Annotated in this window: 21 protein-coding genes; 6 read left to right on the plus strand and 15 right to left on the minus strand. The window is 68.5% G+C overall.

All coding sequences use genetic code 11. The features are described 5' to 3' along the window. Nucleotides 1-36: 36 nt before the first annotated feature. Genes ABFX18_RS13970 through ABFX18_RS13990 form a run of 5 tightly spaced genes read right to left on the minus strand, consistent with a single transcriptional unit; the run spans nt 37 to nt 6,149 of the window. Nucleotides 37-1,254 (minus strand): substrate-binding domain-containing protein, encoded by a 1,218-nt coding sequence (locus ABFX18_RS13970; RefSeq protein WP_336662684.1) that lies wholly within the window; start codon nt 1,252-1,254, stop codon nt 37-39. After that, nucleotides 1,251-2,477, minus strand: a complete 1,227-nt coding sequence (locus ABFX18_RS13975; RefSeq protein WP_211649908.1) for an ABC transporter permease — start codon at nt 2,475-2,477, stop codon at nt 1,251-1,253. The genes ABFX18_RS13970 and ABFX18_RS13975 overlap by 4 nt, the downstream gene beginning before the upstream one ends. Then, nucleotides 2,474-3,517 carry an ABC transporter permease gene (locus ABFX18_RS13980; RefSeq protein ID WP_346058656.1) on the minus strand — a complete coding sequence of 348 codons (1,044 nt, stop codon included), beginning with the start codon at nt 3,515-3,517 and terminating at the stop codon, nt 2,474-2,476. The genes ABFX18_RS13975 and ABFX18_RS13980 overlap by 4 nt, the downstream gene beginning before the upstream one ends. Next, the gene (locus ABFX18_RS13985; RefSeq protein ID WP_346058657.1) at nt 3,514-5,052 is read right to left on the minus strand and encodes a sugar ABC transporter ATP-binding protein; all 1,539 of its coding nucleotides are present in this window, start codon (nt 5,050-5,052) and stop codon (nt 3,514-3,516) included. Before ABFX18_RS13985 ends, ABFX18_RS13980 begins: the two co-directional genes overlap by 4 nt. Beyond that, the gene (locus ABFX18_RS13990; protein WP_346058658.1) at nt 5,049-6,149 is read right to left on the minus strand and encodes a Gfo/Idh/MocA family protein; all 1,101 of its coding nucleotides are present in this window, start codon (nt 6,147-6,149) and stop codon (nt 5,049-5,051) included. The genes ABFX18_RS13985 and ABFX18_RS13990 overlap by 4 nt, the downstream gene beginning before the upstream one ends. Nucleotides 6,150-6,247: 98 nt before the next feature. Here ABFX18_RS13990 and ABFX18_RS13995 point away from each other — a divergent pair, with 98 nt between their 5' ends. Beyond that, nucleotides 6,248-7,432 carry an ROK family transcriptional regulator gene (locus ABFX18_RS13995; protein WP_090147360.1) on the plus strand — a complete coding sequence of 395 codons (1,185 nt, stop codon included), beginning with the start codon at nt 6,248-6,250 and terminating at the stop codon, nt 7,430-7,432. Between the two features lie 9 nt (nt 7,433-7,441). On the opposite strand, the gene ABFX18_RS14000 is transcribed toward ABFX18_RS13995, so the two are convergent. Continuing rightward, nucleotides 7,442-8,374, minus strand: a complete 933-nt coding sequence (locus ABFX18_RS14000; protein ID WP_200330376.1) for an aldo/keto reductase — start codon at nt 8,372-8,374, stop codon at nt 7,442-7,444. Between the two features lie 47 nt (nt 8,375-8,421). Further along, entirely contained in the window at nt 8,422-9,390 is a 969-nt protein-coding gene (locus ABFX18_RS14005) for an aldo/keto reductase (RefSeq protein WP_346058659.1), read from the minus strand. 235 nt (nt 9,391-9,625) lie between these two features. On the opposite strand from ABFX18_RS14005, the gene ABFX18_RS14010 reads away from it, so the two are divergent. Beyond that, nucleotides 9,626-9,910, plus strand: a complete 285-nt coding sequence (locus ABFX18_RS14010) for a hypothetical protein (protein WP_200330382.1) — start codon at nt 9,626-9,628, stop codon at nt 9,908-9,910. Here ABFX18_RS14010 and ABFX18_RS14015 read toward each other — a convergent pair. After that, on the minus strand, nt 9,897-10,805 hold the full coding sequence (locus ABFX18_RS14015; protein WP_346058660.1) for a PfkB family carbohydrate kinase: 909 nt from the start codon (nt 10,803-10,805) through the stop codon (nt 9,897-9,899). The two genes, ABFX18_RS14010 and ABFX18_RS14015, sit on opposite strands and share 14 nt — an antisense overlap. Before the next feature lie 159 nt (nt 10,806-10,964). Here ABFX18_RS14015 and ABFX18_RS14020 point away from each other — a divergent pair, with 159 nt between their 5' ends. Genes ABFX18_RS14020 through ABFX18_RS14030 form a run of 3 tightly spaced genes read left to right on the plus strand, consistent with a single transcriptional unit; the run spans nt 10,965 to nt 13,197 of the window. Then, complete coding sequence (locus tag ABFX18_RS14020) at nt 10,965-11,765, plus strand: glycosyltransferase family 2 protein (RefSeq protein ID WP_346058661.1); 801 nt, start codon at nt 10,965-10,967, stop codon at nt 11,763-11,765. Continuing rightward, nucleotides 11,762-12,628 carry an endonuclease/exonuclease/phosphatase family protein gene (locus ABFX18_RS14025; protein WP_346058662.1) on the plus strand — a complete coding sequence of 289 codons (867 nt, stop codon included), beginning with the start codon at nt 11,762-11,764 and terminating at the stop codon, nt 12,626-12,628. The genes ABFX18_RS14020 and ABFX18_RS14025 overlap by 4 nt, the downstream gene beginning before the upstream one ends. After that, nucleotides 12,625-13,197, plus strand: coding sequence for a DUF2238 domain-containing protein (locus ABFX18_RS14030; protein ID WP_346058663.1), 573 nt, complete (start codon nt 12,625-12,627; stop codon nt 13,195-13,197). Before ABFX18_RS14025 ends, ABFX18_RS14030 begins: the two co-directional genes overlap by 4 nt. Before the next feature lie 26 nt (nt 13,198-13,223). On the opposite strand, the gene ABFX18_RS14035 is transcribed toward ABFX18_RS14030, so the two are convergent. From ABFX18_RS14035 to ABFX18_RS14060, 6 genes are read right to left on the minus strand one after another with little or no spacing between them, the layout of a single operon-like run. After that, complete coding sequence (locus tag ABFX18_RS14035) at nt 13,224-14,072, minus strand: ABC transporter ATP-binding protein (RefSeq protein WP_346058664.1); 849 nt, start codon at nt 14,070-14,072, stop codon at nt 13,224-13,226. Further along, nucleotides 14,069-14,863, minus strand: coding sequence for an ABC transporter ATP-binding protein (locus tag ABFX18_RS14040; RefSeq protein ID WP_211649893.1), 795 nt, complete (start codon nt 14,861-14,863; stop codon nt 14,069-14,071). Before ABFX18_RS14040 ends, ABFX18_RS14035 begins: the two co-directional genes overlap by 4 nt. Before the next feature lie 5 nt (nt 14,864-14,868). Further along, nucleotides 14,869-15,717, minus strand: a complete 849-nt coding sequence (locus tag ABFX18_RS14045) for an ABC transporter permease (RefSeq protein WP_090146305.1) — start codon at nt 15,715-15,717, stop codon at nt 14,869-14,871. Beyond that, nucleotides 15,714-16,664 (minus strand): ABC transporter permease, encoded by a 951-nt coding sequence (locus tag ABFX18_RS14050; protein ID WP_211649889.1) that lies wholly within the window; start codon nt 16,662-16,664, stop codon nt 15,714-15,716. The genes ABFX18_RS14045 and ABFX18_RS14050 overlap by 4 nt, the downstream gene beginning before the upstream one ends. A 5-nt stretch (nt 16,665-16,669) precedes the next feature. After that, nucleotides 16,670-18,316 (minus strand): ABC transporter substrate-binding protein, encoded by a 1,647-nt coding sequence (locus ABFX18_RS14055; RefSeq protein WP_346058665.1) that lies wholly within the window; start codon nt 18,314-18,316, stop codon nt 16,670-16,672. A gap of 21 nt (nt 18,317-18,337) precedes the next feature. Then, nucleotides 18,338-19,552: a C45 family autoproteolytic acyltransferase/hydrolase gene (locus tag ABFX18_RS14060; protein ID WP_346058666.1), complete on the minus strand. Its 1,215-nt coding sequence runs from the start codon at nt 19,550-19,552 to the stop codon at nt 18,338-18,340. 121 nt (nt 19,553-19,673) lie between these two features. On the opposite strand from ABFX18_RS14060, the gene ABFX18_RS14065 reads away from it, so the two are divergent. Then, nucleotides 19,674-20,561 carry a MurR/RpiR family transcriptional regulator gene (locus ABFX18_RS14065; RefSeq protein WP_090146297.1) on the plus strand — a complete coding sequence of 296 codons (888 nt, stop codon included), beginning with the start codon at nt 19,674-19,676 and terminating at the stop codon, nt 20,559-20,561. 24 nt (nt 20,562-20,585) lie between these two features. Here the strand turns inward: ABFX18_RS14065 and ABFX18_RS14070 are convergent, their stop codons facing one another. Further along, complete coding sequence (locus tag ABFX18_RS14070) at nt 20,586-22,757, minus strand: ATP-dependent Clp protease ATP-binding subunit (protein ID WP_346058667.1); 2,172 nt, start codon at nt 22,755-22,757, stop codon at nt 20,586-20,588. Between the last annotated feature and the right edge of the window lie 43 nt (nt 22,758-22,800).

The raw sequence follows: 22,800 nt of genomic DNA on the forward strand, positions 1-22,800 counted from the left end.
GCGGTTCGTCCCCGCTCCCTCCGGCGTCGCACCCGCTTACGGGATCTGGCGATCCTGCCAGACCTTCGGGTAGCCCGGCAGGTTCTCGCCGCCGAACTTCGCGTAGTGCCCATCGGGCATGCCCTCGTTGAGCTCGAGGAACTCGTCGAGGTCAGCGTCGGTGATCGGGCTCTGCGGCAGCACCCACTCGGCCGGCACCTCTTCGCCGTCGAAGATCTTCTCGAGCGCGAGCAGCGGCGTGCGCCACTGGAAGTTCGAGTACACGGGCGCGAGAGCGGTGAGGCCGGTGTCCTTCCACTTGCGCAGGAAGCTCAGCTCGTCCTCGCCCGTCATCACGGGGTACTCCTTGCCGGCATCCTCGAACGCCTCGATCGCAGCGACCGCACCGTCGCCGGCGTCCATCCAGACGCCCTGCACGTCGCCCTTGGCGAGCTCATCGGAGATGATCTTCTTGATCTCGGCGGGGTCGCCGCCCGAGAAGTAGTCGACCGCTTCGATTCCGGCCTCCTCGAAGAGCTTCTCGGCGCCGGCCCAGCGCTGCTCGAGTACGTCGACGCCGGGCAGAATGCGGAGCGCGATCACCTTGTCGCCCTCTTCAAGGTTGTCGATCAAGAACTCGGCGGTGTCGATACCCCAGGCGAATCCGCCAATGGGGTGGATGAACGTGACCGCGCAGTCGGTCTCGACGCCGCGGTCGAACACCACGACGGGCTTCCCGGTCTCGCAGGCGCGTTCGACGGCCGGCGTCATCGCCGCGGTCGAGTTCGGCGAGATGATGAAGCCGTCGCAGTTGCCCTCCGCGATGAAGTAGTCGATGTCGGCGATCTGGGTGTCGTCGCTGTCCTTGGCGTCGCGGGTCTCCATCTCGGAGATCGCGCCAGACTCCTGCAGCACCTTCAGCTGCTCGTTCATCGTGATCCAGCCGGTCTGGCGCCACGGGTTCGAGATCGAGGCGTTCGCGAAGCACACCTTCTTCGCCCCGTCGGACGCGAAGTCGGACGTGTCCTTCATCTCGGCGTTGATCATCTGGAGGTAAGGCTCGTCTTCCGGCCCTTCCGGGGTCACGCCGCGTTCCTCGTCCTGCTTGTCGAAGAGCTCCTGGTCGAACCACTCGGTCGAGTCGGTCGATTCAGAGGTCTCGGCAGGTGCTTCTTCAGCGGAGTTCTCCACCGACGGATCGGTGGTGCACCCCGCGAGCAGGATCAGCGATGCCGCACCGACGAGGCTCGCCGTAATGCTCAGCGATCGTTTCATGATCGGTTCTCCTTCTTCTGTTCGCCCCGCACGGCAGCGGTGCCGGCGGGATCGGGTGACGGGGTGCTCCCCGTCGGATCTATCCCGGAGGTTCCGGGAGGTTCGTGAGTGCCGGCGGAGGCACCTGCGTCCGCGTCGACGACCGGACCGGGGGCGCCGGCGTCGGCCACCGCCCCGAGGCCCGATGTCGGCCGCTTGCGGCGTGCGCGGAACGCGGCGCCCGAGTACGCGACGGCGGCGATGATGATCGCTCCCTGGATGGCGTCGCGCATCGTCGACGGCACGGACGTGAAGTTCAGCAGCGTGAACAGCGTCTCCAGGGCGAAGGCGCCGGCGAGCGCCCCCCACACCGATCCGCGCCCGCCGCCGAGGACGACGCCGCCGAGCACGACCGCGGTGATCGCGATGAACTCGTAGCCGCGACCGACCGAGGGGTGCACTCCGGCGTAGCCGACGAGCAGGACGCCGGCGACCGTGGCGCAGAGCGATGAGATGACGAACGCGGCCGTCTTGGTGCGCCACACCGAAGCCCCGGCGAAGACGCCGGCAGCCGAGTTGTCGCCGATCGCCACGAGCGTGCGGCCGAAGGGACGGCGGGAGAGCCAGGCCGCGACGGCGACGACCGCCGCGAGCACCAGCACGGCCCAGGGCAGCAGCCCGATGACGGGGAGCCCCTCGATGCCGCCGCGGCCGACCTGCCGGAACGAGTCGGCCGGGTTGCCCGTCGCCGCCCCGCCGGTCCACCACATCACTCCGCCGTAGAGCACGAGCATCATGCCGAGCGTGACGATGAACGACGGCACCTTCAGGAAGGTGGTGACGAGCCCGTTCACGATGCCGACGACCGCGCCGAGCACGATCAGCAGGAGCAGCACCGGAATCACCTTCGCGTCGTCCTGCCCGATGAGCGTGCCCGCGAGGACGACCTGGGTGGTGACGAGCGACCCCTGCGAGAGGTCGAACTCACCGCTGACGATGACGAAGTACTGGCCGATCGCGACGAGCGCGATGGGAGCGACGCGCTGGATGTAGCGGACGAGCTGACCGGGTTCCGCGAACGACGGGTTCAGGATCGCCACGGCGACGAGCAGCACGAGCAGCAGCAGGTAGACCGCGCCGCGCGGGCTGATGGCGGCGCGCGCGAAGCGGGCCAGTCCACCGGGAGCGGGGGCTGCGGCCGGAGTATCGACGGGGCGGGTGACGCTCGGATCGGTGGCGCTCATCGCGATCCCCCTTCTACGGTGACATCGGCCGGCACTGGCGCTGCCTCCCCGGATCGCGTGAAGCGCTCACGACGGGCGACGAGTCGGCGACGCGAGTAGATCGCGACCGCGACGACGATGACTGCGCCGCGCACCACGTCTTTCAGGAACGGGTTCACCTGCAGGACGCTCATGAGGTTGTCGAGTACCGCGAAGATCGCGACCCCGCCGATGGTGCCCCAGATCGATCCGCGTCCGCCGGCGAGCAGGGTGCCGCCCAGGACCACGGCCGCGATGGAGAGCAGATCGTAGCCGCCCTGGACGCCCACGGTCGGGCTGCCGACGCCGAGACGACTGGCGAGCAGCAGACCGGCGATCCCGGCGAAGACCGAGCACAGCACGTGCGCCCAGATCAGCGGTCGGCGCGTGCGCACGCCCGACAGTCGGGCGACCTCCGAGTTGCCTCCCACCGCGAACAGGTGGTGCCCGAAGCCGCTGCGCGCGAGCATGAATGCGACGAGGCCGGCGAGTGCGAGCATCACGATAGTGGAGACGGGCACGGGGCCGACCCCCGTGGCGCCGAAGAGCTGGAACGCCCAGGGCACTTCACCGGCCGTGCCCTGGTAGTTGGTGTCGAGATACCCCTTGAGCATGAGGCCGACGCCGAGCGTCGTGACGAAGCCGTGCACGTTCAGGAAGGTGACGATCATGCCGTTGGCGAGCCCGACGAGCGCAGCGACGGCGAGCGCGAGCAGCACGCCCGGCAGCACCATGCCGGTCTCGCCGTTCATGGTCTGCGCCGCGATGAGGCTCGTCAGGCTGACCACGTAGGGCACGGAGAGGTCGAGCGATCCGCCGAGGATCACGAGGGTCTGCCCGATCGCGACGAACCCGAGCACGCTCATGCCGGTGAGGATGTCGCGGATGCTCCCCGGGCTGAAGAGGTTGCGACCGACGGTGGAGACGAGAATCGCGCTCAGCACGAGCACGACGATCAGAGCGATGTAGACGATCGCGGTGGTGTCGAGGCGCTTGAGGCGCGCGGGGAGTGCGATGCTCATGCCGCACCTCCCGCTTCGACGGCGCCGGTCGCGAGCGCCAGCACGGTTTCCTCTGACGAGCCGGCCGGCAGCTCGCCGGCGATGCGACCGTCGCGCATCACGAGAATTCGATCGGCCATGCCGATCACCTCCGGGAGTTCACTCGACACGAGCAGGATCGCCACCCCGCGCTTCGCCAGGTCGCGGATGAGACGGTACACGGCGACCTTCGCGCCGACATCGATACCGCGGGTCGGTTCGTCGAGCAGCACCACACGGGGTTCGGTGGCCAGCCACTTCGCGAGTACGACCTTCTGCTGGTTGCCTCCCGACAGCGCCTGCACCTCCTGGTTCGGGCCGCGGCTCACGAGTTCGAGCGACTCGAACACGCCGGGAATCGTGGCGCGTTCTCGGCGCGTCCGGCGCGGGAAGACGCTGCGGATCGCGAGCAGTGCGTTGTCGAGGATCGACTGATTCAGTGCGAGACCGGTGCGCTTCCGATCCTCGGTGACGAGGGCGATACCCAACCGCACGGCCTGGCGCGGGGAGCGGATGGCGCGGGCGGACCCGGCGATCTTGAGCGTGCCGCGGGTGAACGGGGCCGCTCCGAAGATCGCTTCGACGAGTTCCGTGCGACCCGAGCCCTGGAGACCCGAGAGCCCGACGACTTCCCCCGCACGCACATCGAGATCGATGCCGTCGAGTTGCGTGTTGCCCCCGTCGCGCACGTGCACGACGACCTCGCCGGGCGCCGTGCCCGGCACCGGATCAGGGAAGTAGGCGCTGATCGGGCGCCCCACCATGCGTCGCACGAGCGTCGGCTGATCCAGCGCCCCGACGGGGTCGCTCGACACCAGCGAGCCGTCCTTCATCACGGTGATGGTGTCGCAGAGATCGAAGATCTCCTTGAGCCGGTGGGAGACGTACAGGATCGCGACGCCTCGATCGCGAAGCCGTCGAATCACTCGGTAGAGGATCGCGACTTCGTGGTCTGCGAGCGCCGCAGTCGGCTCGTCCATCGAGATGACCCGCGCGTCGACCGAGAGCGCCTTCACGATCTCCACGATCTGCTGCTCGGCGACCGTCAGGCTCCCCACCTGCGAGCCCGGGTCGATTCCGGCGATGCCGAGATCGTCGAGGAGGTCAGCGGTGGCGCGCCGCATGGCAGCGGTGTCGATGAGGCCGTGGCGACGGGGCTCGCGGCCGAGGAAGACGTTCTGCGCGACCGACCGGTCGGAGAGGAGGTTGAACTCCTGGAACACCGTCGCCACACCGGCGGCCGCCGCTTCGACTGGGTGCCCGAAGTCGACTCTCGCGCCGTCGAGGCGCACGTCGCCTCCGTCGCGCCGGTAGACGCCGGCGACGATCTTCATGAGCGTCGACTTGCCGGCGCCGTTCTCGCCCACGAGCCCGTGCACGGTGCCGGGCACGAGATCGAGCGAGATGCCGTGGAGCACCTCGTTGCCGAAGAACTGCTTGCGGATGTCGATCACCGAAAGCACCGGTGCGCCGGTGGTGGCGGTTGGCGCGGGTGCTGGTGCCTCGTGCACGCTCATGCGGCGTCCACCTCCACCCAGCGACCCTCGCGCGCGGAGGCGAGCACGGCGTCCGTGATCTGCGCGGCGCGGTATCCGTCGGCGAAGGTCGGAAGCCCCTCGGGCCGTTCACCCGCGACGGCCGCGTATGCGTCGGCGACGAACGCGTTGAAGGCGTCCTGATAGCCCTGCGCGTGACCCGCTGGGACATTCGAAAGCCGCGCGGCGTCGGGTGAGAGCGTATCGGGGTCGCGTCGCAGCAGCAGCGACTGATCGCGGCGCCCCACCCAGAGCAGTTCAGGATCCTCCTGCTCGAAGCGCACGCTCTCCTCAGCACCGGCGATCTCGAGTACGAGGCCGTTCTTGCGCCCGGGCGCGACCTGGGAGACGAGCAGCGAACCGATACCGCCGCCGGCGAGCTCGAGCGTCAGCGCGACTGCGTCCTCCGTGCTCACCTCCTGCCCGTTGCGCTCCGCGTGCACGGTGCGGGTCGAGGCGACGAGGCGCGTGATGCGGTCGCCGCTCACGAACTCCACGAGGTCGACGAGGTGCGATCCGATGTCCGCGAATGCGCGCGAGGGGCCCCCGGCGTCGGCGGCGACCCGCCAGTTGTCGTCTTGGGCGCCGAGCAGCCAGTCCTGCAAGTACTGACCGGACACGGTGACCACGGCGCCCGGCGCTCCCCCGGCGATGCGGGCGCGCGCCTCGCGCACCATCGAGTGATAGCGGTACACGAACGGCACGGCGCCGACGCGGCCTTCCGAGTCGGCGAGTTCGACGAGTTCCCGGGCATCCGCGGCCGACGTCGCGAGCGGCTTCTCGCAGATCACATGCGAGCCCGCGAGGAGTGCGGCCCGCGCGAATTCGAGGTGACTCGTATTCGGCGTGCAGATGTGCACGACGTCGAGGGCCTCGGCCAGCAGTTGCTCCGCGCTCGACGGGCGCTCATAGCCCAGAGCGACGGCGGCGCGTTCGGAGCTCTGGCGACTCGAGGCGGCGAGCGCCGCGAGGCGCGCGCCCGTGAGCCGGGCGGCGTGGGTGTGTGTGCGGGCCATGAACCCGGCACCGAGCATTCCTACGCTCGGTGCCCGGCGAGACTCCATCGTCTGCGGGGACATGTGACTATTGTGTTTCCCACCTCCCCACTTTTGTCAACTACTCTTCATAAGTAATCAAACCGTTACCCAAGTTTGACCTGTGGTTTACTGAAAGTGTGATCGTGCCATCTGCGCCCCCAGAACCTGGAGCCTCGACCGCCGGAGCGCTCCTGCAGCTGTTCCGCGACGGAGCGCCACGCACACGGGCGAATCTCGCCCAACTCACCGGACTGTCACGCCCCACCGTCGCCCAGCGCATCGACCAGCTGATCGACCTCGGTCTCATCGCCCCCGTCGCCGACGCGGCCTCCACCGGTGGACGGCCCTCGGCGCAGCTCGCCTTCAACCCGCGCGCCCGCGTCGTGCTCGCAGCCGACCTGGGCGCCCTGCACGCCCGCGTGGCGGTCACCGACCTGCGCGGCGAACTCCTCGCCGAGATCTCGACACCGCGAGAGATCTCCTCCGGCCCCGAGGCGGCGATCGACTGGATCCTCGACTCCGCCGAAGAGCTCCTCCCCAGCCTCGGCTACGACGTTTCGCAGGTCGCCGGAGTCGGCATCGGCGTCCCCGGTCCCGTCGAGTTCTCGACCGGGCGGCCGATCAATCCGCCCATCATGCCCGGATGGGACCGATTCGACATCCCCTCAGCCATCCGCGCCCGGATCGACGCGCCCGTGCTCGTCGACAATGACGTGAACATCATGGCTCTCGGTGAACTCTCCACATCGTGGAACGGGGTCACCGACCTCATCTTCGTGAAGGTCGCGAGCGGAATCGGCGCCGGAATCGTCTCGGGCGGATCACTCCGCCGCGGAGCCAACGGAGCTGCGGGCGATATCGGGCACATCGCCCTCGCCCGGGCTGCAGACACGCCGTGCCCGTGCGGCAACCGCGGCTGCCTCGAAGCCGTCGCCTCGGGGCGCGCGCTCGCCCGCGAGCTGAGCACCGAGGAGACGCCCCTGCACCGCCCGAGCGAGGTGGTCGCGCTCGCGAAAGCCGGCGACGTGCACGCCATTCAGCTGATCCGGCAGGCGGGGCGCGACATCGGAGAGGTGCTGACCGCGTGCGTCTCGATCATGAACCCCTCGGCCATCGTCATCGGCGGCACCATGGCGCAGGCGGCAGAGCATCTCGTCGCCGGCGTGCGCGAGGTCGTCTACGCGCGGTCGATCCCGCTCTCCACGGAGCAGCTCACCATCGCGCCGTCGCTCGCCGCCGGCAACGCCGCGATCTACGGCGCCGCGCAGCTCGCCATCGACGCCGCACTCGCACCGGAACGCATCACCGCAGCCCTCGGCGGGTAACGAATCCCGTTACGGAACGGTGTACCCTGCCGCGCGGAAGAGCTCGTACCACTCGGCGCGCGTCAGCGTGACATCCGAGCCCTGGGCCGCGGCGGCGACGCGGTCGGGCGACGTCGTTCCGAGCACCACCTGCATGCGCGCCGGGTGGCGGGTGATCCACGCAACGGCGATCGCTTCCGGCGGCACCCCGTACTGCGCGGCGAGGCGCTCGATCACCGCGTTCAGCTCGGGATAGCGATCCGACCCCAGGAAGGGGCCGTCGAAGAAGTTCGCCTGGAAGGGCGACCAGGCCTGCACGGTGATGTCGTGGAGCCGGCAGTAGTCGACCACGCCGTCGTCGCGGGTCACGGATTGCGGTAGGCCCTGCATGTTCGCGGCGATGCCCTGAGCGATCATCGGCGAATGCGTGATCGACAGCTGCAGTTGATTCGCGACGAGCGGCTGGGTCACGTACTTGCGCAACAGGTCGATCTGCCGAGGCGTGTGGTTCGAGACCCCGAAGGCGCGCACCTTGCCTGACGCCGAGAGCTCGTCGAACGCCCGCGCCACCTCTTCCGGCTCGACGAGCGCGTCGGGCCGGTGCAGCAGCAGAATGTCGAGGTAGTCGGTGCCGAGGGCGTCGAGCGAACCGTGCACCGACTCCACGATGTGCTCGTACGAGAAATCGAAGTAGGGGCCGTCTTTCACGATGCCAGCCTTCGACTGGATCACCCACTGCTCCCGCTCCGACGGCGTCAGACGCAGGGCCTCCGCGAAACGGCGCTCGCACCCGTGCAGCGGATCCCCGTAGATGTCGGCATGGTCGAGGAAGGTGATGCCGGCATCGCGCGCGGCTCCCACGAGCGTGCGCACCTCGTCGTCTGACTTGTCTTGGATGCGCATCAGCCCCAGCACGACGTCGGAAACGATGAGGTCGGTGCCCGGCAGTGTGAAAGTCCGCATGCGGCTCACACTACCGGGCGACGGCGATCACGTCAGCGGGTTTCCCGTCAGGCGGAAGCGGCCGTAATATTCGCGAGCTCCGCATCCGAGAGCTCGAGCGACAGCGACGCGAGCAGGGCGGGCAGCTGCTCGAGATTGCGTGCGCTGGCGATTGGCGCCGCGACCGTCGGCTGCTGCCGCAGCCAGACGAGGGAGACCGCGGCGACCGGCGCGTCGTGGGCTGCGGCCGCGGCGTCCAACGCCTCCAGCACGGCACGGCCACGGTCGTCGAGGTACTCAGCCGCCTCACCCGCGCGCGGGCTCGCGCCAGCAGCGGTTGCGTCATCGGCGTCGCGGTACTTGCCCGCGAGGAACCCCTTCGCCAAGGAGAAGTACGGGAACACCGCGAGTCCCTCCTCCTCGGCGACCGCGCGCAGACCATTCGTCTCGAAATCGCGCTCGACGAGGTTGTAATGCGGCTGCAGCGCGACCGGCAGGTGGTATCCCCCGTCCCTCGCGATCCGGAACCACTCGGCGACCCGATCGGCCGTGTAGTTCGATACGCCGATCGCCCGCACCTTGCCCGAATCGACGAGCTCCGAGAAGACGGCGACGGTCTCCTCGAGCGGGGTCTCGGCGTCATCGAAGTGCGCGTAGTAGAGGTCGATGCGATCCGTCTGCAACCGCTGCAAGGAAGCATCTGCCGCGGCGCGCACATTCGCCGGGGCGAGGCCGGAGAAGTCGGGGTGCGTCGACACCTTCGTCGCGAGAACGACGGAATCGCGGTTGCGACGCTCGGCGAACCACTCGCCGATGATCGTCTCGGACTCACCGCCGGAGTTGCCTGGCGCCCACGCCGAGTATCCGTCAGCGGTGTCGACGAAATCACCCCCACCCGCCAAGAACGCGTCGAGCACGTCGAACGACGCGGCTCGATCCGCCGTCCAGCCGAAGACGTTGCCGCCCAGTGCGAGCGGTGCAATGTCGAGGTCGGAGGTGCCGATGCGGGTCCGTGCGGACTGTCCAGCCTGGGTCATGAGATCTCCTTCGCGGTTCGGGCCACCCTGCGGTGCTTCCACTGGAAGCTAACAGGGCGCCCCGCGCGCACATTCCTTTGTGACGCGGTGCGACAGTCGCGCACCGCCCCGCACCATCTCGCCGCATCAACCGCGGAATTATACGCGACATCGCGATCTTTTGACAGCACTCCTCGGATTCCCTGTATAGCGGCGACCATTGAATCCCAGAACGAGAGGAAAAGTGAGACCGACGATGAACCTCATGGCGCACGCTCCACATATCGCTCTGATCGAGTTGCAAGAAAGGCTGAACAAGCGCATGGCTATCGAGTACGCAGAACACCCCTTCTCCGAGTTGCCGACGGAGGAACAACGGGAAGTGCTGGCACGCATGGCTCGGGAGCGCCAAGCACGCTGGGAGGCCGCAATGCGGGAGGCGGGCCGCACGACATCGCGCATCCCGGACGCATCGGCGCGTCGTTATGCGGATACGGTACGCCCCACAGGGGACGGGTCCATTCCGCTCATTCATGGGTGAAGCGGGTGAACCCTCCGAACTGCTGCACGGCGGTCGACGCAGCCTCGGAGGCGCGTCGGCCGAGATCCCGCGCTGATTCGTCACGGATCAGACCCGTCACGAGACCCGCGACGAAGGCGTCGCCGGCACCGGTGCGGTCGACGACGGGAGCGTCTCCGAACGGGAAGAACTGGGAGCCCCCTTCCCAGGCCACGAGATCACCCGCCCCCGAGACGGACAGTGCGACGACGGACGGGCCGCGGCGCAGGAGCTCTTCCGCCGCCCGCTGGGCATCGTCCGTGCTCGCGATCGTGCGCCCGGTGAGCGCCTCGGCTTCGTCTGCATTCGCTCGGACGACGTGTGCGTGCGCGAGCAGGGGCGCCCCGTATGCACCGTCGGCGCCACCTTCGACGGCACCGTCGAGGACGATTCGGGCATTCGGCGCGAGTTGGGCCGCGCGCAGCAGCACCGCGGCGGGTTGGCGCAGCTGGAGCACGACCACGCGCGCCGCTTCGAGCACCGGTGCAGCGCGGCGGAGGTCTTCCTCACGCACGTCCGCTTCCGGCGGCACGTGCTCGAAGATCCGGCGCTCGCCGGCGCCGGTCACGAGATCGAGGAACAACGACGTCGCACCGCGCCGCGCAACCGATGCAGTGTCGATGCCGAGTTCGTGCGCATCTTCGAGTACCGCCTCGCCGGCCCGGTCGGCGCCGAGCGCCGCGATCAGCGTGACGTGACTCTCGGGGCTGAGCTGCCGAACCCCGGAGGCGATGTTCGCGCCTTTTCCGCCGAGTCGTTCCATGCGTTCCGAGACGCTCGCCGACGCGCCGGCTTCTGGAAGAGTCGTCGCGCCCAGAGCGAGATCCCTCCCGGCAGACCCCACGACGACCACGCGGTGCGAATTCTCGGCGACCATGTCGATCATGGTAGATCGCGCTCATGACCAGTGGCACGGGGTTGCCCACGCCTGAGGCGACCGGTAGACCGAACGCGCGCCGCTGCTGGGCACCCCTCAGCGATCGCCGCGCTCGCCCCGCTACGCTGGCCTGCAGAGCAAGAGGCCTGGGGGTGGCGCGTGGACGGGGATCATGACTCGACCGTATCCGTCGTGATTCCCGTGAAAGACGACGCGCCGCTGCTGGCCCGCTGCCTCCGCGCACTCGCGGAGCAGACTCGCGCGCCGCACGAGAGCATCGTCGTCGACAACAACTCCCAGGACGAATCTGCCCGAGTCGCACGTGACGCCGGCGCGACCGTGGTTCCCTGCGCAGCGCCGGGCATTCCGGCGGCGAGCGCGACCGGCTACGACGCGGCGTCGAGCGACTACGTGCTGCGCCTCGACGCGGACTGCCTGCCCGAGCCGACGTGGATCGCGACCTTCGCCGGGGCGCTCGACGCGCGGCGCGATGTCGCCGTCGTCACCGGAGGCGCGCACTTCGTCGACGGGCCGAAGCCGCTCCGACGGATCGCCGCGGCGATCTATCTGGGCATGTACGTCGCGACGACCTCTCCGGCGCTCGGGCACTCGCCGGTCTTCGGATCGAACCTCGGGTTCCGGCGCTCGGCCTGGCTCGCCGTGCGCGACGAGGTGCATCTGCACGCCGGCATCCACGACGACCTGGACCTCGCGTATCACTTCGGCGAGCGGCACCGCATTCGTCGTGTGCGCACGCCGGTGATGGGCATGTCGATGCGGCCGCTGTCGTCGGTCGGCGGGTTCGCCCGACGCACCGCATGGGCGTTCCGCACGGTGCTGCTGCACTGGCCCGCCGATTTTCCGTCGGTGCGGTGGATCCGCCTCGCGTTGCGGCGCGTGCTGCATCGGCTGGGCGTGCCGACTCCGCGCGCAGCACGGACGCGGCAGGGGCGAGCGTGAGTGCGGGGATCCTCGAGGATGCGACCGCCGAGCCGTCACCCTCCGTGCGTGTGATGACCGCGAACATCCGCCGGCGTCTCGACCGCTGGACGCGACGGGCCGACCGGTGGCCGCTGCGCCGTGATCGGCTGCGGCGACAGCTCCAGATCGCACGCCCGCATCTGCTGGGCGCGCAGGAGGCGCTGCCGAGTCAGACGCGATGGGTGCGCGAATCGCTCGGCGAGGGCTATCGCTTCGTCGGCCACGGCCGAGGCGCCTGCGGTGGCGGCGAAGGCTGCCCCGTGTTCTACGACGCGGCCCGGCTGGAGCTGCTCGACTGGCGCCAGGTCGCACTCTCCGACACCCCGGACCGCGCCGGTTCACGCAGCTTGGGCAACCTGATCCCGCGCGTCGCGGTCATCGCGCATCTCCGCGACCGTCTCACGTCGACGGAGTTCCGCTGCATCAACACGCATCTCGATCATCTGAGCGGGCGCTCGCGGCTGCGTTCCCTGGAGTACCTGCGCGACGAGATCGCGGCCGAGGCTGGTCCGGCGATCCTCACCGGCGATCTCAACACCGGTCCGGGATCCCCAGCCCTCGATGCGCTTCTCGACGGGGGCGCGCTCGACGACGCATGGCGCAGCGCGGGCGAACGAGGCAGCGCCGAGTACGCCACCTACGCGAACTACCGCACTCCCAGGCTCGGGCGTCGACTCGACTGGATCGTGACGACCACCGACATCGATGTGGATCGCGTGGAGATGCTGACGGAGCCCGTGCTGGGCGGTTGGCCGTCTGATCATCTGCCCGTGCTCGCGGAGATGCGACTTCCGCAGCGACTCCCGACGCACCTCCTCAGGAGAGGCAGGGGAACCGGATGAAGGCGAACTTCTTGCGCCCCCCGCGGGGCGGCGCGGAGTACCTGGCCGACGCCCTGCGCATCATCGGCCTGCTCGGGGTGATCGGTGCGGCGATCTGGCTCGAGCGCACCGATGCGGGAATTCTGGCGCTCACCCTTCCCGCGCTCGTCGCACCGCGGTTCCTCGGGGCGCGCGCCGGGTTCGACATCCCATTCTCGATCATCGTGCTGCTCGCCGCGTGGAGCAACGTCATCGATCTCTATCGCACCGTCGATGGCTGGGACATCGTGATGCACGTCGTCTGCATGGGCGCGCTCGTGCCGATCGCGTATCTCCTCCTCGCGCACTGGAGCATCCTGCCGTCCACGTCGTCCCCGACCTTCCGCAAGCGCGTGCCGATCGTGCTCTACCCCGTGCTCGGGCTGGCGCTCGGCGCGGTCTGGGAGATGATCGAATGGGCCGGATTCGTCTTCGTCAGCGACGACATCTTCGTGGAGTACCACGACACGATCCGCGACATGGCGGTCGGGGCGCTCGGGGCGCTCGCGGCTGGCATCGTGCTCGCAGGGGTGCGCCTCGACCGGGAGTGATCGGACCGGGCGTTCCGTGCGGCGCGTCACTCCTCCGACAGCACCGCCATGCGCTGCGTGAACGTCATGCGATCGCGCACCACGCGCTCCGGATCCCAATCGGCGCCGGGAGTGGACGCGATGAGGAGTTGCGTATAGGGGTGCTGCGGGGTGTCGAGCACTCGCCCGGTCGGGCCCTGCTCCACGATCGCCCCGCGAAACAGCACGAGCGTGCGCTGGCACAGCTGCTGCACCACGGCGAGATCGTGACTCACGAAGAGGTAGCTGACCCCGGAATCCCGCTGAATCTCGGCCAGCAGGTCGAGCACCTGAGCCTGGACCGAGACGTCGAGAGCGGAGACCGCCTCATCGAGTACGACCAGTTTCGGCTCGACGGCGAGTGCGCGGGCGATCGCCGCCCGCTGGCGCTGACCGCCCGAGAGCTCATGCGGCTTCGCCGCCGCATGCCGTTCGCTCAACCGCACCTGATCGAGGAGCCGCAGCGCCTCGGCACGCGCGGCGGCCGTCGACGCCGAGCGCCCGTGCAGCCGGAGCGTTCGCTGCAGCATCTCACCGATCGGCAACCGTCGATCCAGCGACCCGTTCGGATCCTGGAAGACCATCTGCACCGCCCGTGCCCGACGCAGTCGCGCGGCGCGGCCGCGAGCGGGGGTGAGGCAGTCGACACCCTCGATGGTGGCCGTGCCGGAATCGGCGCGCTCCAGCCCGACGAGAATCCGCGCGATCGTCGACTTGCCCGATCCCGACTCGCCCACGAGCCCCACCGCTTCTCCGGCGCCGATGCTGAACGAGACCCGGTTCACGGCCGTCACGCCCTCGGTGCGGCGGGCCAAGCGGAATACCCGATGCAGGGCATCGACTTCGACGAGACTCATGAGCGCCCCTTCCGAGCGAGAGCTGGCGCAGACTCGATGAGCGTGCGCGTGTACGGGTGCGATGCAGCGTCGAAGAGACCGGGACGCTGCAGCGTTTCGACGATCTCTCCGCGCTGCAGCACGTGGATCCGGTCGCAGATCGCTCCTGCGAGATGCAGGTCGTGCGTGATGAAGAGCATGCCGAGCCCGCGTTCGCGGATCTGGCGCTGGAACATCGCGATGATCTCGGCCTGCGTCGTCACATCGAGCGCGCTCGTTGCCTCGTCGGCGAGGATGAGCTTCGGATCCGTGCTCAACGCCCCCGCGATGACGACGCGCTGCAGCATGCCGCCCGAGAGTTCGTGCGGGTACTGCCGCATCCGGCGTTCAGGGTGCGTGAGTCCGACCTCGGTGAGCAGCGACAGGATGCGCTCGTCGGCTTCGGCCCGACGCATTCCGTGCACCTTGACCAGTCGCTCGGCGAGCGAATCCCCGATGCGGCGCACCGGGTTGAGCGCCGCTCGCGGATCCTGCTGCACGAGCGCGACCGATGACGCCCGCACGCGACGCTGCTCCGTCGCATCCGCCTGCACCATGTCGACGCCGTCCAGCAGAATGCGGCCGGAGATCTCCGCCTCGTCGCCGTACAGCCGGAGCGCGGCGCGCACCGTCGTCGACTTGCCCGAGCCGGATTCACCGACGAGCCCGATGAGCTCGCCGGGTGCTACGTCCACGTCGATGCCGGTGAGAATATGGGCTGGAGTGTCGCCCGCGACGAACGAGAGGTGCAGCTGTTCGATTTCCAAGAGCATGCGGCTCACCCTTTCGCGAGCAGTCGGTCGGCGACGCGCACGCCGATGATGTTGACGGCGATCACTACGAGGGCGATGGCGGCGCCGGGGATGAGCGTGGGCAGGAAGTGCCCCTGGATGATGCCCGCCTGCCCTTCTTGGACCATCAGCCCCCACTCGGAGCTGGGCGGCTGCGCACCGAATCCGAGGAAGCTGAGCGTCGCGAGGCTCATGAGCGCTTCCCCGAAGAGCACGACGAGGTACCCGACGAGCGCTGGGAGCAGATTCGGCACGATGGCGCGGAGGCAGATGCCGAGCCCGCCGATGCCCTGCACCCGGTAGGCGTCGACGTACGGGCGCGCGATCTCGCTCAGGGCGAGGCTGCGAGTGTACTTCGCGATCACAGGAGCGTACGCGAGGGCGAGGGCGACGATCGCCGTCACCGGCCCTTTGCCGAAGACGGCGATGACCAGCACGACGAAGAGCAAGCCGGGGAAGGCGAACATGACGTCGGTGATGCGGGCGAGGAGCGTGTCGACCCAGCCGCCCCGCCACGCGGCGACGACGCCGATGGTGACGCCGAGCACCGTGGCCAGCACCAAGAGGAGTACCGGCCCGATGAGCGTCTCGCCGGCCCCGATGAGCAGACGGGAGAACAGGTCGCGCCCGAGCTGGTCGGTGCCGAGCAGATGACCGCCGCCCGGCCCGGCCCAGATCGCGGCGAAGTCGATCTCGTCGGCGTCGTAGGGAGCGAGTACGGGGCCGAGCAGTGCGGCCCCTGTCACGAGCGCGAGAAAAGCTGCGGAGACCCACGTGCCGAGCGCAGTGCTGCGCCGGCGTTTGCTCTGGAGTCGCGGAAGGATCAGTGCGGTCATGCGGACACCGCCGTTCGGTTGATGCGAGGGTCGAGCACGGGCAGCAGCAGGTCGACGACCGTCGTCACGACCATGTACGCGATGACCATGAAGAGCAGCACGGACTGCACGACCGGGAAGTCGTGGGTGTTGATCGCGTCGACGAGCAGCGAGCCGACGCCTGAGATGCCGAAGACGGTCTCCACCGCGACCGTGCCCGCGATCATGCTGGCGATGACGAGCGCGACCATCGTGATGATCGGCCCCCACGAGCCGCGCAGCACGTGGTCTCGCACGACGAAGCGCTCCGCGAGTCCCGTCGCCCGTGCGGCCTCGACGTGCTCCGACGAGAACTGCTCGATCATCGACTGGCGGGTGACGCGGCTCACGATGGCGAGTGCGCCGATCGCGAGCGTGAGGGCGGGCAGCGTGAGCGCCCAGACGCGTTCGGCACCGCCCGATCCCGCTCCCGCGACCGGGAACCAGCGCAGTTGCACGGCGAAGAGCGCCACCAGCGCGATGCCGAGCACGAACGATGGGATGCTCGCGGCGAGGGTCGTACCGCCGACGATCGCGGTATCGGTGGGTTTTCCGCGGCGCACCGCGGCGAGCACGCCGAGCCCGATACCGCCGATGGCGAGCAGGATCGACGCGTACGCGACGAGCGAGAGCGTGATCGGCACGCGTGCGGCGAGGATGTCGCCGACCGGCTGGTGGTATTGGAACGAGCGGCCGAAGTCGCCGGTGACGACGCCCGACGCCCAGTGCCAGTACTGCGCGAGCAGCGGCTCGTCGAGGTGGTACTGCGCGCGAACGCTCGCGATGCGTTCGGGTGTGAGGTTCTCAGGATTGCCGATGAGGAAGGTGACGGGATCGCCCGGCGCCGCGTACATCGCGGCGAAGATGATGAAGGAGGCGATCACGAGGGTCAGCAGCATGCCGCCGACCCGTCGCAGGGCGCGGACCATCGGGATCAGCCCTCCGCCGTTCCGAGGTCGGCGGCCCACGGGTAGTAGATGAAGGCCGCCGAGGACGGCACTCCGGTCACCGCGTCCGACATGACCAGCGTGGATGGCGTGGCGACGACCGGAATCCAGACGGCGTTCTCGACCCATCGTTGCTGCAGGTCGATGGTGAGCTCCGCGCGCTCGGCATCGTCGGTCGCGGCGTACGCCTCGTCGACGATCCGGTCGTACTCGGGATCCTGGAAGACGCCGAAGTTCACGCTCGCATCCGACTTCCCGTTCTTGTAGAAGCCGAGCGGGTCGTTCTTCGAGATGTAGTACTCGTCGGGCCAGAGATCTGCTTGACCTCGGAGTTCCGCGTCGGAGTAGAAGTCGCCGTACTGCGCCTGCGGCACCACGAGGATCTCCGCCTCGAGCCCAATGCCCTTCGCAGCGGCGACCAGGGCGTTGGCGATCACGTTGTGCGATGACGACCCGTTCGATGCGACGACGAGCTGCTCACCTGCGGCACCGGCGTCGGCGATGAGCTGCTCGGCCTGCGCGAGATCGTCTTCGCTGGGTGTGGCGGGAGCTCCGTCGAGCTCGTCGAACGCGGCTTCGAACGCCTCGACCTCGTAGCCCCAGGCGCCTGCACCGACCGGCGTCTTCCACGGTTGCGCCAGCCCGCTGAATGCCGCGGCTGCGACACCTTCGCGGTCGAGGGCGAGGGAGAGGGCGCGTCGTACAGCGGCGTCCGTCAGGATCCCTCGATCGGTCGTCTCGAGCACCCACGCGTTCGTCGAGGGCCCCTGGAAGACCGAGACGTCGGCGCTCTGCGCGAAGGCGGCAGCCGATCCGGCGTTCTCCAGGTACGCGCCCTGCGCTTCTCCTGCCGTGAGGCTGTTGGCGATGGCCGATTCGTCTGCCCAGCGGAAGACGACCTGCTCGGCGCTCGCATCGATGTCGGTGTTCCAGTATTCGTCGAACTTCTCGATCGTGAGCTGGGATCCCGGCTCCCACGCGGTGATCTGGTACGGGCCGCTGCACGCTGAAGCGGAGCCGGGCCCGCCGAAGTCGTCGCCCTCGGCTTCGATCACCCGGGGGTTCCACACGATTCCGCCGTCGCCCGCCATCGCCTGCAGGAAGATGGCGTCGGGCTGCGTCATGGTCACCGTGATCTGGTCGTCACCGGTCTGGTCCATCGAGACGACGTTCTGATACTCGTCCGATTCCGCGGCGCCCTCTGCAGCATGGCGCTGCATGCTCCAGAGGACGTCGCCCGTCGAGACCTGGCTCCCGTCGTGGAAGGTCGCGTCCTGTCGAATGGTGAACACGACGTGCGTGTCATCGATCCACTCGGCTTCGGACGCGATGCCGTTGCCGAGCGTCAGATCGGGCTGCACCTGCATGAGCCGGTCGCAGACATTCGCGAGCACGGTGTCGTCGGCGGTGGTGGCGTCGATGTCGGAATCCATGGTGGTGGGCTCGCTGCCCAGCATCCAGGTGACGGAATCGATCGGGCCCGCCGCGGCGGGCGTCATGTCGCCGAAAGGCGCTTCGAGCGGAGTTGATTCAGCGGAGGATCCGCCCGAGCCCGAGCAACCGGTCAGCGCGAGCGCGGCGGCCGCGCTCAGCCCGAGGGCCACCCGGGCTCCCGTCTGCAGTGATTTCTTCATTGAAATGTCTCCTTCTCAGCTTCAGTGCTGGTCTACAGCGATGTGTTGCGTGCGGATTTCGGGGATCTCGTCGTGCTCCGAGCTACCGGGGCCGTCGTACAGGTTCCAGGGGAGCAGTTCGTACTCGGTCTCGCACGGGAAGCCGGGCGCCACACGGTACTCGCCGGTGGTGAGGTCGACGCAACTCGACAGCAGCGTCGACCACTGCTTCAGGCGCGGGGAGCTCGAGTCGGGGTGCGTGCAGACGCCTTCGGGGAATCCGAGGTGATCCGACATCGCCGCACGCACGAGTGCCAGGCTCTCGTCGGCGTCTCGCGCTGCGGCCACGCGGTCGAGGCCGGCTTTCACACGCGGCAGGCGCAGCAGTGAATCAGCGGAAACGGGCCGGTAGTGCCCGGCGAGCTGGGGCGGCACCGAGGCCTGGAAATGGTTGGTGTGCGCGATCACGCCCTGCGCATCGGGGAAGATCCAGTCGACGCCGTGCGGGGTGGTCTCGAGGTCGATACCGTATCCGCTCCGGTGGGCGAGCAGGGCGTTGCTCGCGATGTGGGGGCGCGTCTTCACCAGTGTCTTCAGTGCGCCTGCGAGGTCGTTCCGGTCGAGCACGAGGCGGCGGATGATCGTCTGCGGGAGGCCGATCTCGCTGCCGAAACTGCCGCCGAGGCCGTTGGCGTTCAGCGCGATCCCTGCGGAGTTCGCGCCGTGCCGACCGACTTGGCCGGCTTCGAGCTGCATGATGACGGTGGGCAAGGGATCCTGCACGATGCGGAGCACGAGGGTGGTGCCAGCGGTCAGCGTGCGCCAGTCCCAGTTCTGGCCGACCAGTGTGTGCCCGGTACCACTCGCCTGCCCGGTGAGGAAGAACGATGTGCAGCCGTCAACGGCGTCGCGTTCGTCATCGGCCGCTGCGGTCTCCGCGCTGCGCGTCTGATGGTTGTAGACGAACTCTCCGCGCACATTGAGCGTCACGATCTCGAGGAATGAGACGCCCGCCCCTTCCGCGATGCCCCGCATCTCATCGACCAGGTGGGGTGCCAGTCGCTCCGATACCGGCAACCACTGGGCCGCGGATTCGGTGATCTCGGCCCAGGTCATCCCGGTCTGCTGCGTGAGCGCTTCCGAGTAGTATCCGATGGCTGCTGCGATGAGGTCGCTCGCTCCGGCGCCGTACTGGCGGCCGCGTTCACGCGGCGTTCCGCTCACCTCGAGCACTCGAATGCCGTTTGCTGCGCCCATCCTGACCCCTTATCCGATCACCGTTCTCCGGCGATCCCGCTTGCGCTCTCCCGCTCCCGGGAGAATGATGAGTGGAACATCCATTACGGAATTACCATCATTAGGACAGAACGATACAGCAATGGAACCGTTTGTAACAAGTGATACGGAGAACCGTGCACTGACCCGCCTCAGGGAGCGCATCGCGGAGCGCTGGGATGGTCTCGCCAAATCGGAGCGCGCGGTGAGTCGGGTGCTCACCGCGATGTCGGCGGAGCGGCTGCTCTATGCGAGCGCCGCCGAACTCGGCGCGCAGAGCAAGACATCCAACGCGTCGGTGGTGCGGACGCTGCAGACGCTCGGCTACGCAGGCCTCTCGGAACTCAAGCAGGAGGTCGCGGCGCCCTTCAGCTCCAGCGTTGCGCCCGAGGTCAGACTTCGCAGCCGCCTCGAGCACCTCGGGCAGGACCTCGGTCAGATCCAGCGCGAGATCTGGAGCGAGGCGCAGGATCTGGTGGCACTCGCGAGCCGCGCGAACAGCGACGCCCAGTACTCGACCGCGGTCAATCTCATCGTGCACGCCGACACCGTGTTCTGCTACGGACTGGGCGCGTCGGGCATCGCGGCCGACCACCTCGCACTGCGCCTGCGCCGCATCGGGGTCGGCACGCGGAGACTCGCGACCGACGGCTTCAGGCTCGCCGACGAGGTGATGAGCCTCGGCGCGCGCGACCTGCTGGTGATCTTCGCACCGGGACGCGTCACGCGCGACATCGAGGCCCTGCTCGACCAGGCTCAGCTCGTGGGCGCCAGCGCGCTGCTCATCACGGACGAACTGCACGAGCAGCTCGGAGCACGAGTCACGGCATCGCTCACCGCACCGCACACGCCGACGGGCCTCACCGCGGAGGGCATCGCCGGAATTCTCACGGGCGACGTGCTCGTGCAAGGCGTCTCCGCCGTCGGCCCGGACACCGCGCTCCGCTCGTCCCAGGCCCTCAACGACTTGCGGGGGCGCCTCGGCTACTGAGGCGCACCCGCAGATCCGCTCGCCCTACACGCCCGGCATCACCGAGAGCTCCAGCGCGTCGCCGTCGGCCGCGACATCGACGCGCACCGCCGAACCGTCGCGCACTTCTCCCGACAGGATCGCACGCGCGAGCCGGTCGTCGATCTCCTTCTGCATGAGACGCCGCAACGGCCTGGCGCCGTAGATCGGATCGTATCCCCGCGATGCGAGCCAGCTGCGCGCGTCGGGTGTGACGGCGAGCTTGAGGCGTCGATCCGCCAGCCGCAATTGCAGACGGTCGATCGACAGCTCCACGATCTGAGCGAGATCGGCTTTGCTGAGCGGTCGGAAGATCACCATCTCGTCGAGTCGGTTGATGAACTCCGGCTTGAACGCACGTCGCACCGTCTCTCGCACCGCGCTCTCCTTGTCGCTCCACACCATGTCGGGGTCGATCAGGTACTGGCTGCCGAGGTTCGAGGTGAGGATCAGGATGACGTTGCGGAAGTCGACCGTGCGGCCCTGCCCATCGGTCAGCCGTCCGTCGTCGAGCACCTGCAGCAGCACGTCGAACACCTCCGGGTGCGCCTTCTCGACCTCGTCGAGCAGCACCACCGAGTAGGGACGGCGACGCACCGCCTCGGTCAGCTGGCCGCCCTGCTCGTAGCCCACGTACCCCGGAGGCGCACCGACGAGACGCGAGACCGAGTGCTTCTCACCGTATTCCGACATGTCGATGCGCACCATGGCGTGCTCGTCGTCGAAGAGGAACTCGGCGAGCGCTTTGGCGAGCTCGGTCTTGCCGACACCGGTCGGCCCGAGGAACAGGAACGAACCCGTTGGCCGGTTCGGGTCGGCGATCCCGGCGCGCGTGCGTCGCACGGCGTCGGAGACGGCGCGCACCGCCTCGCCCTGGCCGACGAGCCGCTTCGCGAGCTCGTGCTCGAGCGCGAGCAGCTTCTCGGTCTCGCCCTGCAGCAGGCGCCCGACGGGAATTCCCGTCCACGCCGCCACGACACCGGCGATGTCCTCGTCGGTGACCTGGTCGTTGACCATGCGCTCCTCGCCGTCGACCGCTCCCTGCGCTTCGGCGTCCTCGGCCTCGGTGAGCTGCTTCTGGATGACGGGGATCTCGCCGTACAGCAGCTTGGACGCCTTTTCCAGCTTGCCCTCGCGCTGGGCGACTTCAGCCTCCATCCGCAACTGGTCGAGCTTCTCACGGAGCGCGCCGACGCGGTTCAGCGAGTCGCGCTCGCGCTCCCACCGCGCTTCGAGCTCGTCGAGCTCCGACCGCTTCGCAGCGAGATCGTCACGGAGTTTCGCGAGGCGCTCCTTCGAGGCGTCGTCCTTCTCCTTCTTCAGAGCGAGTTCCTCGAGCTTCAGGCGATCCACTGCACGCCGCAGCTCATCGATCTCGACCGGAGCGGAGTCGATCTCCATGCGCAGGCGGCTCGCCGCCTCGTCGATCAGATCGATGGCCTTGTCCGGCAGCTGCCTGGCCGTGATGTACCGGTCGGAGAGAGCCGCTGCAGCGACGAGCGCGGAATCGGCGATGGTCACCTTGTGGTGCGCCTCGTACCGCTCCTTCAACCCGCGGAGGATCGCCACCGTGTCCGTCACGGACGGTTCGCCGACGTAGACCTGCTGGAAGCGACGCTCGAGCGCGGCGTCCTTCTCGATGTACTCGCGGTACTCGTCGAGGGTGGTGGCTCCGATGAGCCGCAGTTCGCCTCGGGCGAGCATCGGCTTGAGCATCTGCGACGCCGCGACTGAGGACTCTCCGCCGCCTGCCCCCATGAGCGTGTGCAGCTCGTCGATGAACGTGATGAATTTGCCGTCGGAATCCTTGATCTCCTGCAGCACCGCCTTCATGCGCTCTTCGAACTCGCCGCGGTACTTGGCGCCCGCGATGAGTGCTGAGATGTCGAGGGAGATGAGCTCCTTGTTCTTCAGCGACTCCGCGACGTCGCCCGCGACGATGCGCTGGGCGAGCCCTTCGACCACGGCGGTCTTGCCGACGCCGGGGTCGCCGATGAGCACCGGGTTGTTCTTGGTGCGACGCGTGAGCACTTGGCTGACGCGTCGGATCTCGGAGTCGCGTCCGATGACTGGATCGAGCTTGCCCGACCGGGCGACCTCGGTCAGGTTGACTCCGAACTGCTCGAGCGCCGACTGCTGCTCGTCTTCGCCCTGGGCGGGCGTCCAATTGGCCTGCATGTGGGGTCCTCTCTCGATCAATCTCGGTGTGCGGGCGACTTTT

It is taken from the genome of Leucobacter alluvii (assembly GCF_039530485.1).
GTDB classification, from domain to species: domain Bacteria; phylum Actinomycetota; class Actinomycetes; order Actinomycetales; family Microbacteriaceae; genus Leucobacter; species Leucobacter alluvii.

What these genes read in the sequence shown, in the direction of transcription:
- ABFX18_RS13970 (WP_336662684.1), bottom strand. Translation starts at nt 1,254, where the DNA reads ATGAAACGATCGCTGAGCATTACGGCGAGCCTCGTCGGTGCGGCATCG.
- ABFX18_RS13975 (WP_211649908.1), bottom strand. Translation starts at nt 2,477, where the DNA reads ATGAGCGCCACCGATCCGAGCGTCACCCGCCCCGTCGATACTCCGGCC.
- ABFX18_RS13980 (WP_346058656.1), bottom strand. Translation starts at nt 3,517, where the DNA reads ATGAGCATCGCACTCCCCGCGCGCCTCAAGCGCCTCGACACCACCGCG.
- ABFX18_RS13985 (WP_346058657.1), bottom strand. Translation starts at nt 5,052, where the DNA reads ATGAGCGTGCACGAGGCACCAGCACCCGCGCCAACCGCCACCACCGGC.
- ABFX18_RS13990 (WP_346058658.1), bottom strand. Translation starts at nt 6,149, where the DNA reads ATGTCCCCGCAGACGATGGAGTCTCGCCGGGCACCGAGCGTAGGAATG.
- ABFX18_RS14000 (WP_200330376.1), bottom strand. Translation starts at nt 8,374, where the DNA reads ATGCGGACTTTCACACTGCCGGGCACCGACCTCATCGTTTCCGACGTC.
- ABFX18_RS14005 (WP_346058659.1), bottom strand. Translation starts at nt 9,390, where the DNA reads ATGACCCAGGCTGGACAGTCCGCACGGACCCGCATCGGCACCTCCGAC.
- ABFX18_RS14010 (WP_200330382.1), top strand. Translation starts at nt 9,626, where the DNA reads ATGAACCTCATGGCGCACGCTCCACATATCGCTCTGATCGAGTTGCAA.
- ABFX18_RS14015 (WP_346058660.1), bottom strand. Translation starts at nt 10,805, where the DNA reads ATGGTCGCCGAGAATTCGCACCGCGTGGTCGTCGTGGGGTCTGCCGGG.
- ABFX18_RS14030 (WP_346058663.1), top strand. Translation starts at nt 12,625, where the DNA reads ATGAAGGCGAACTTCTTGCGCCCCCCGCGGGGCGGCGCGGAGTACCTG.
- ABFX18_RS14035 (WP_346058664.1), bottom strand. Translation starts at nt 14,072, where the DNA reads ATGAGTCTCGTCGAAGTCGATGCCCTGCATCGGGTATTCCGCTTGGCC.
- ABFX18_RS14040 (WP_211649893.1), bottom strand. Translation starts at nt 14,863, where the DNA reads ATGCTCTTGGAAATCGAACAGCTGCACCTCTCGTTCGTCGCGGGCGAC.
- ABFX18_RS14045 (WP_090146305.1), bottom strand. Translation starts at nt 15,717, where the DNA reads ATGACCGCACTGATCCTTCCGCGACTCCAGAGCAAACGCCGGCGCAGC.
- ABFX18_RS14050 (WP_211649889.1), bottom strand. Translation starts at nt 16,664, where the DNA reads ATGGTCCGCGCCCTGCGACGGGTCGGCGGCATGCTGCTGACCCTCGTG.
- ABFX18_RS14055 (WP_346058665.1), bottom strand. Translation starts at nt 18,316, where the DNA reads ATGAAGAAATCACTGCAGACGGGAGCCCGGGTGGCCCTCGGGCTGAGC.
- ABFX18_RS14060 (WP_346058666.1), bottom strand. Translation starts at nt 19,552, where the DNA reads ATGGGCGCAGCAAACGGCATTCGAGTGCTCGAGGTGAGCGGAACGCCG.
- ABFX18_RS14065 (WP_090146297.1), top strand. Translation starts at nt 19,674, where the DNA reads ATGGAACCGTTTGTAACAAGTGATACGGAGAACCGTGCACTGACCCGC.
- ABFX18_RS14070 (WP_346058667.1), bottom strand. Translation starts at nt 22,757, where the DNA reads ATGCAGGCCAATTGGACGCCCGCCCAGGGCGAAGACGAGCAGCAGTCG.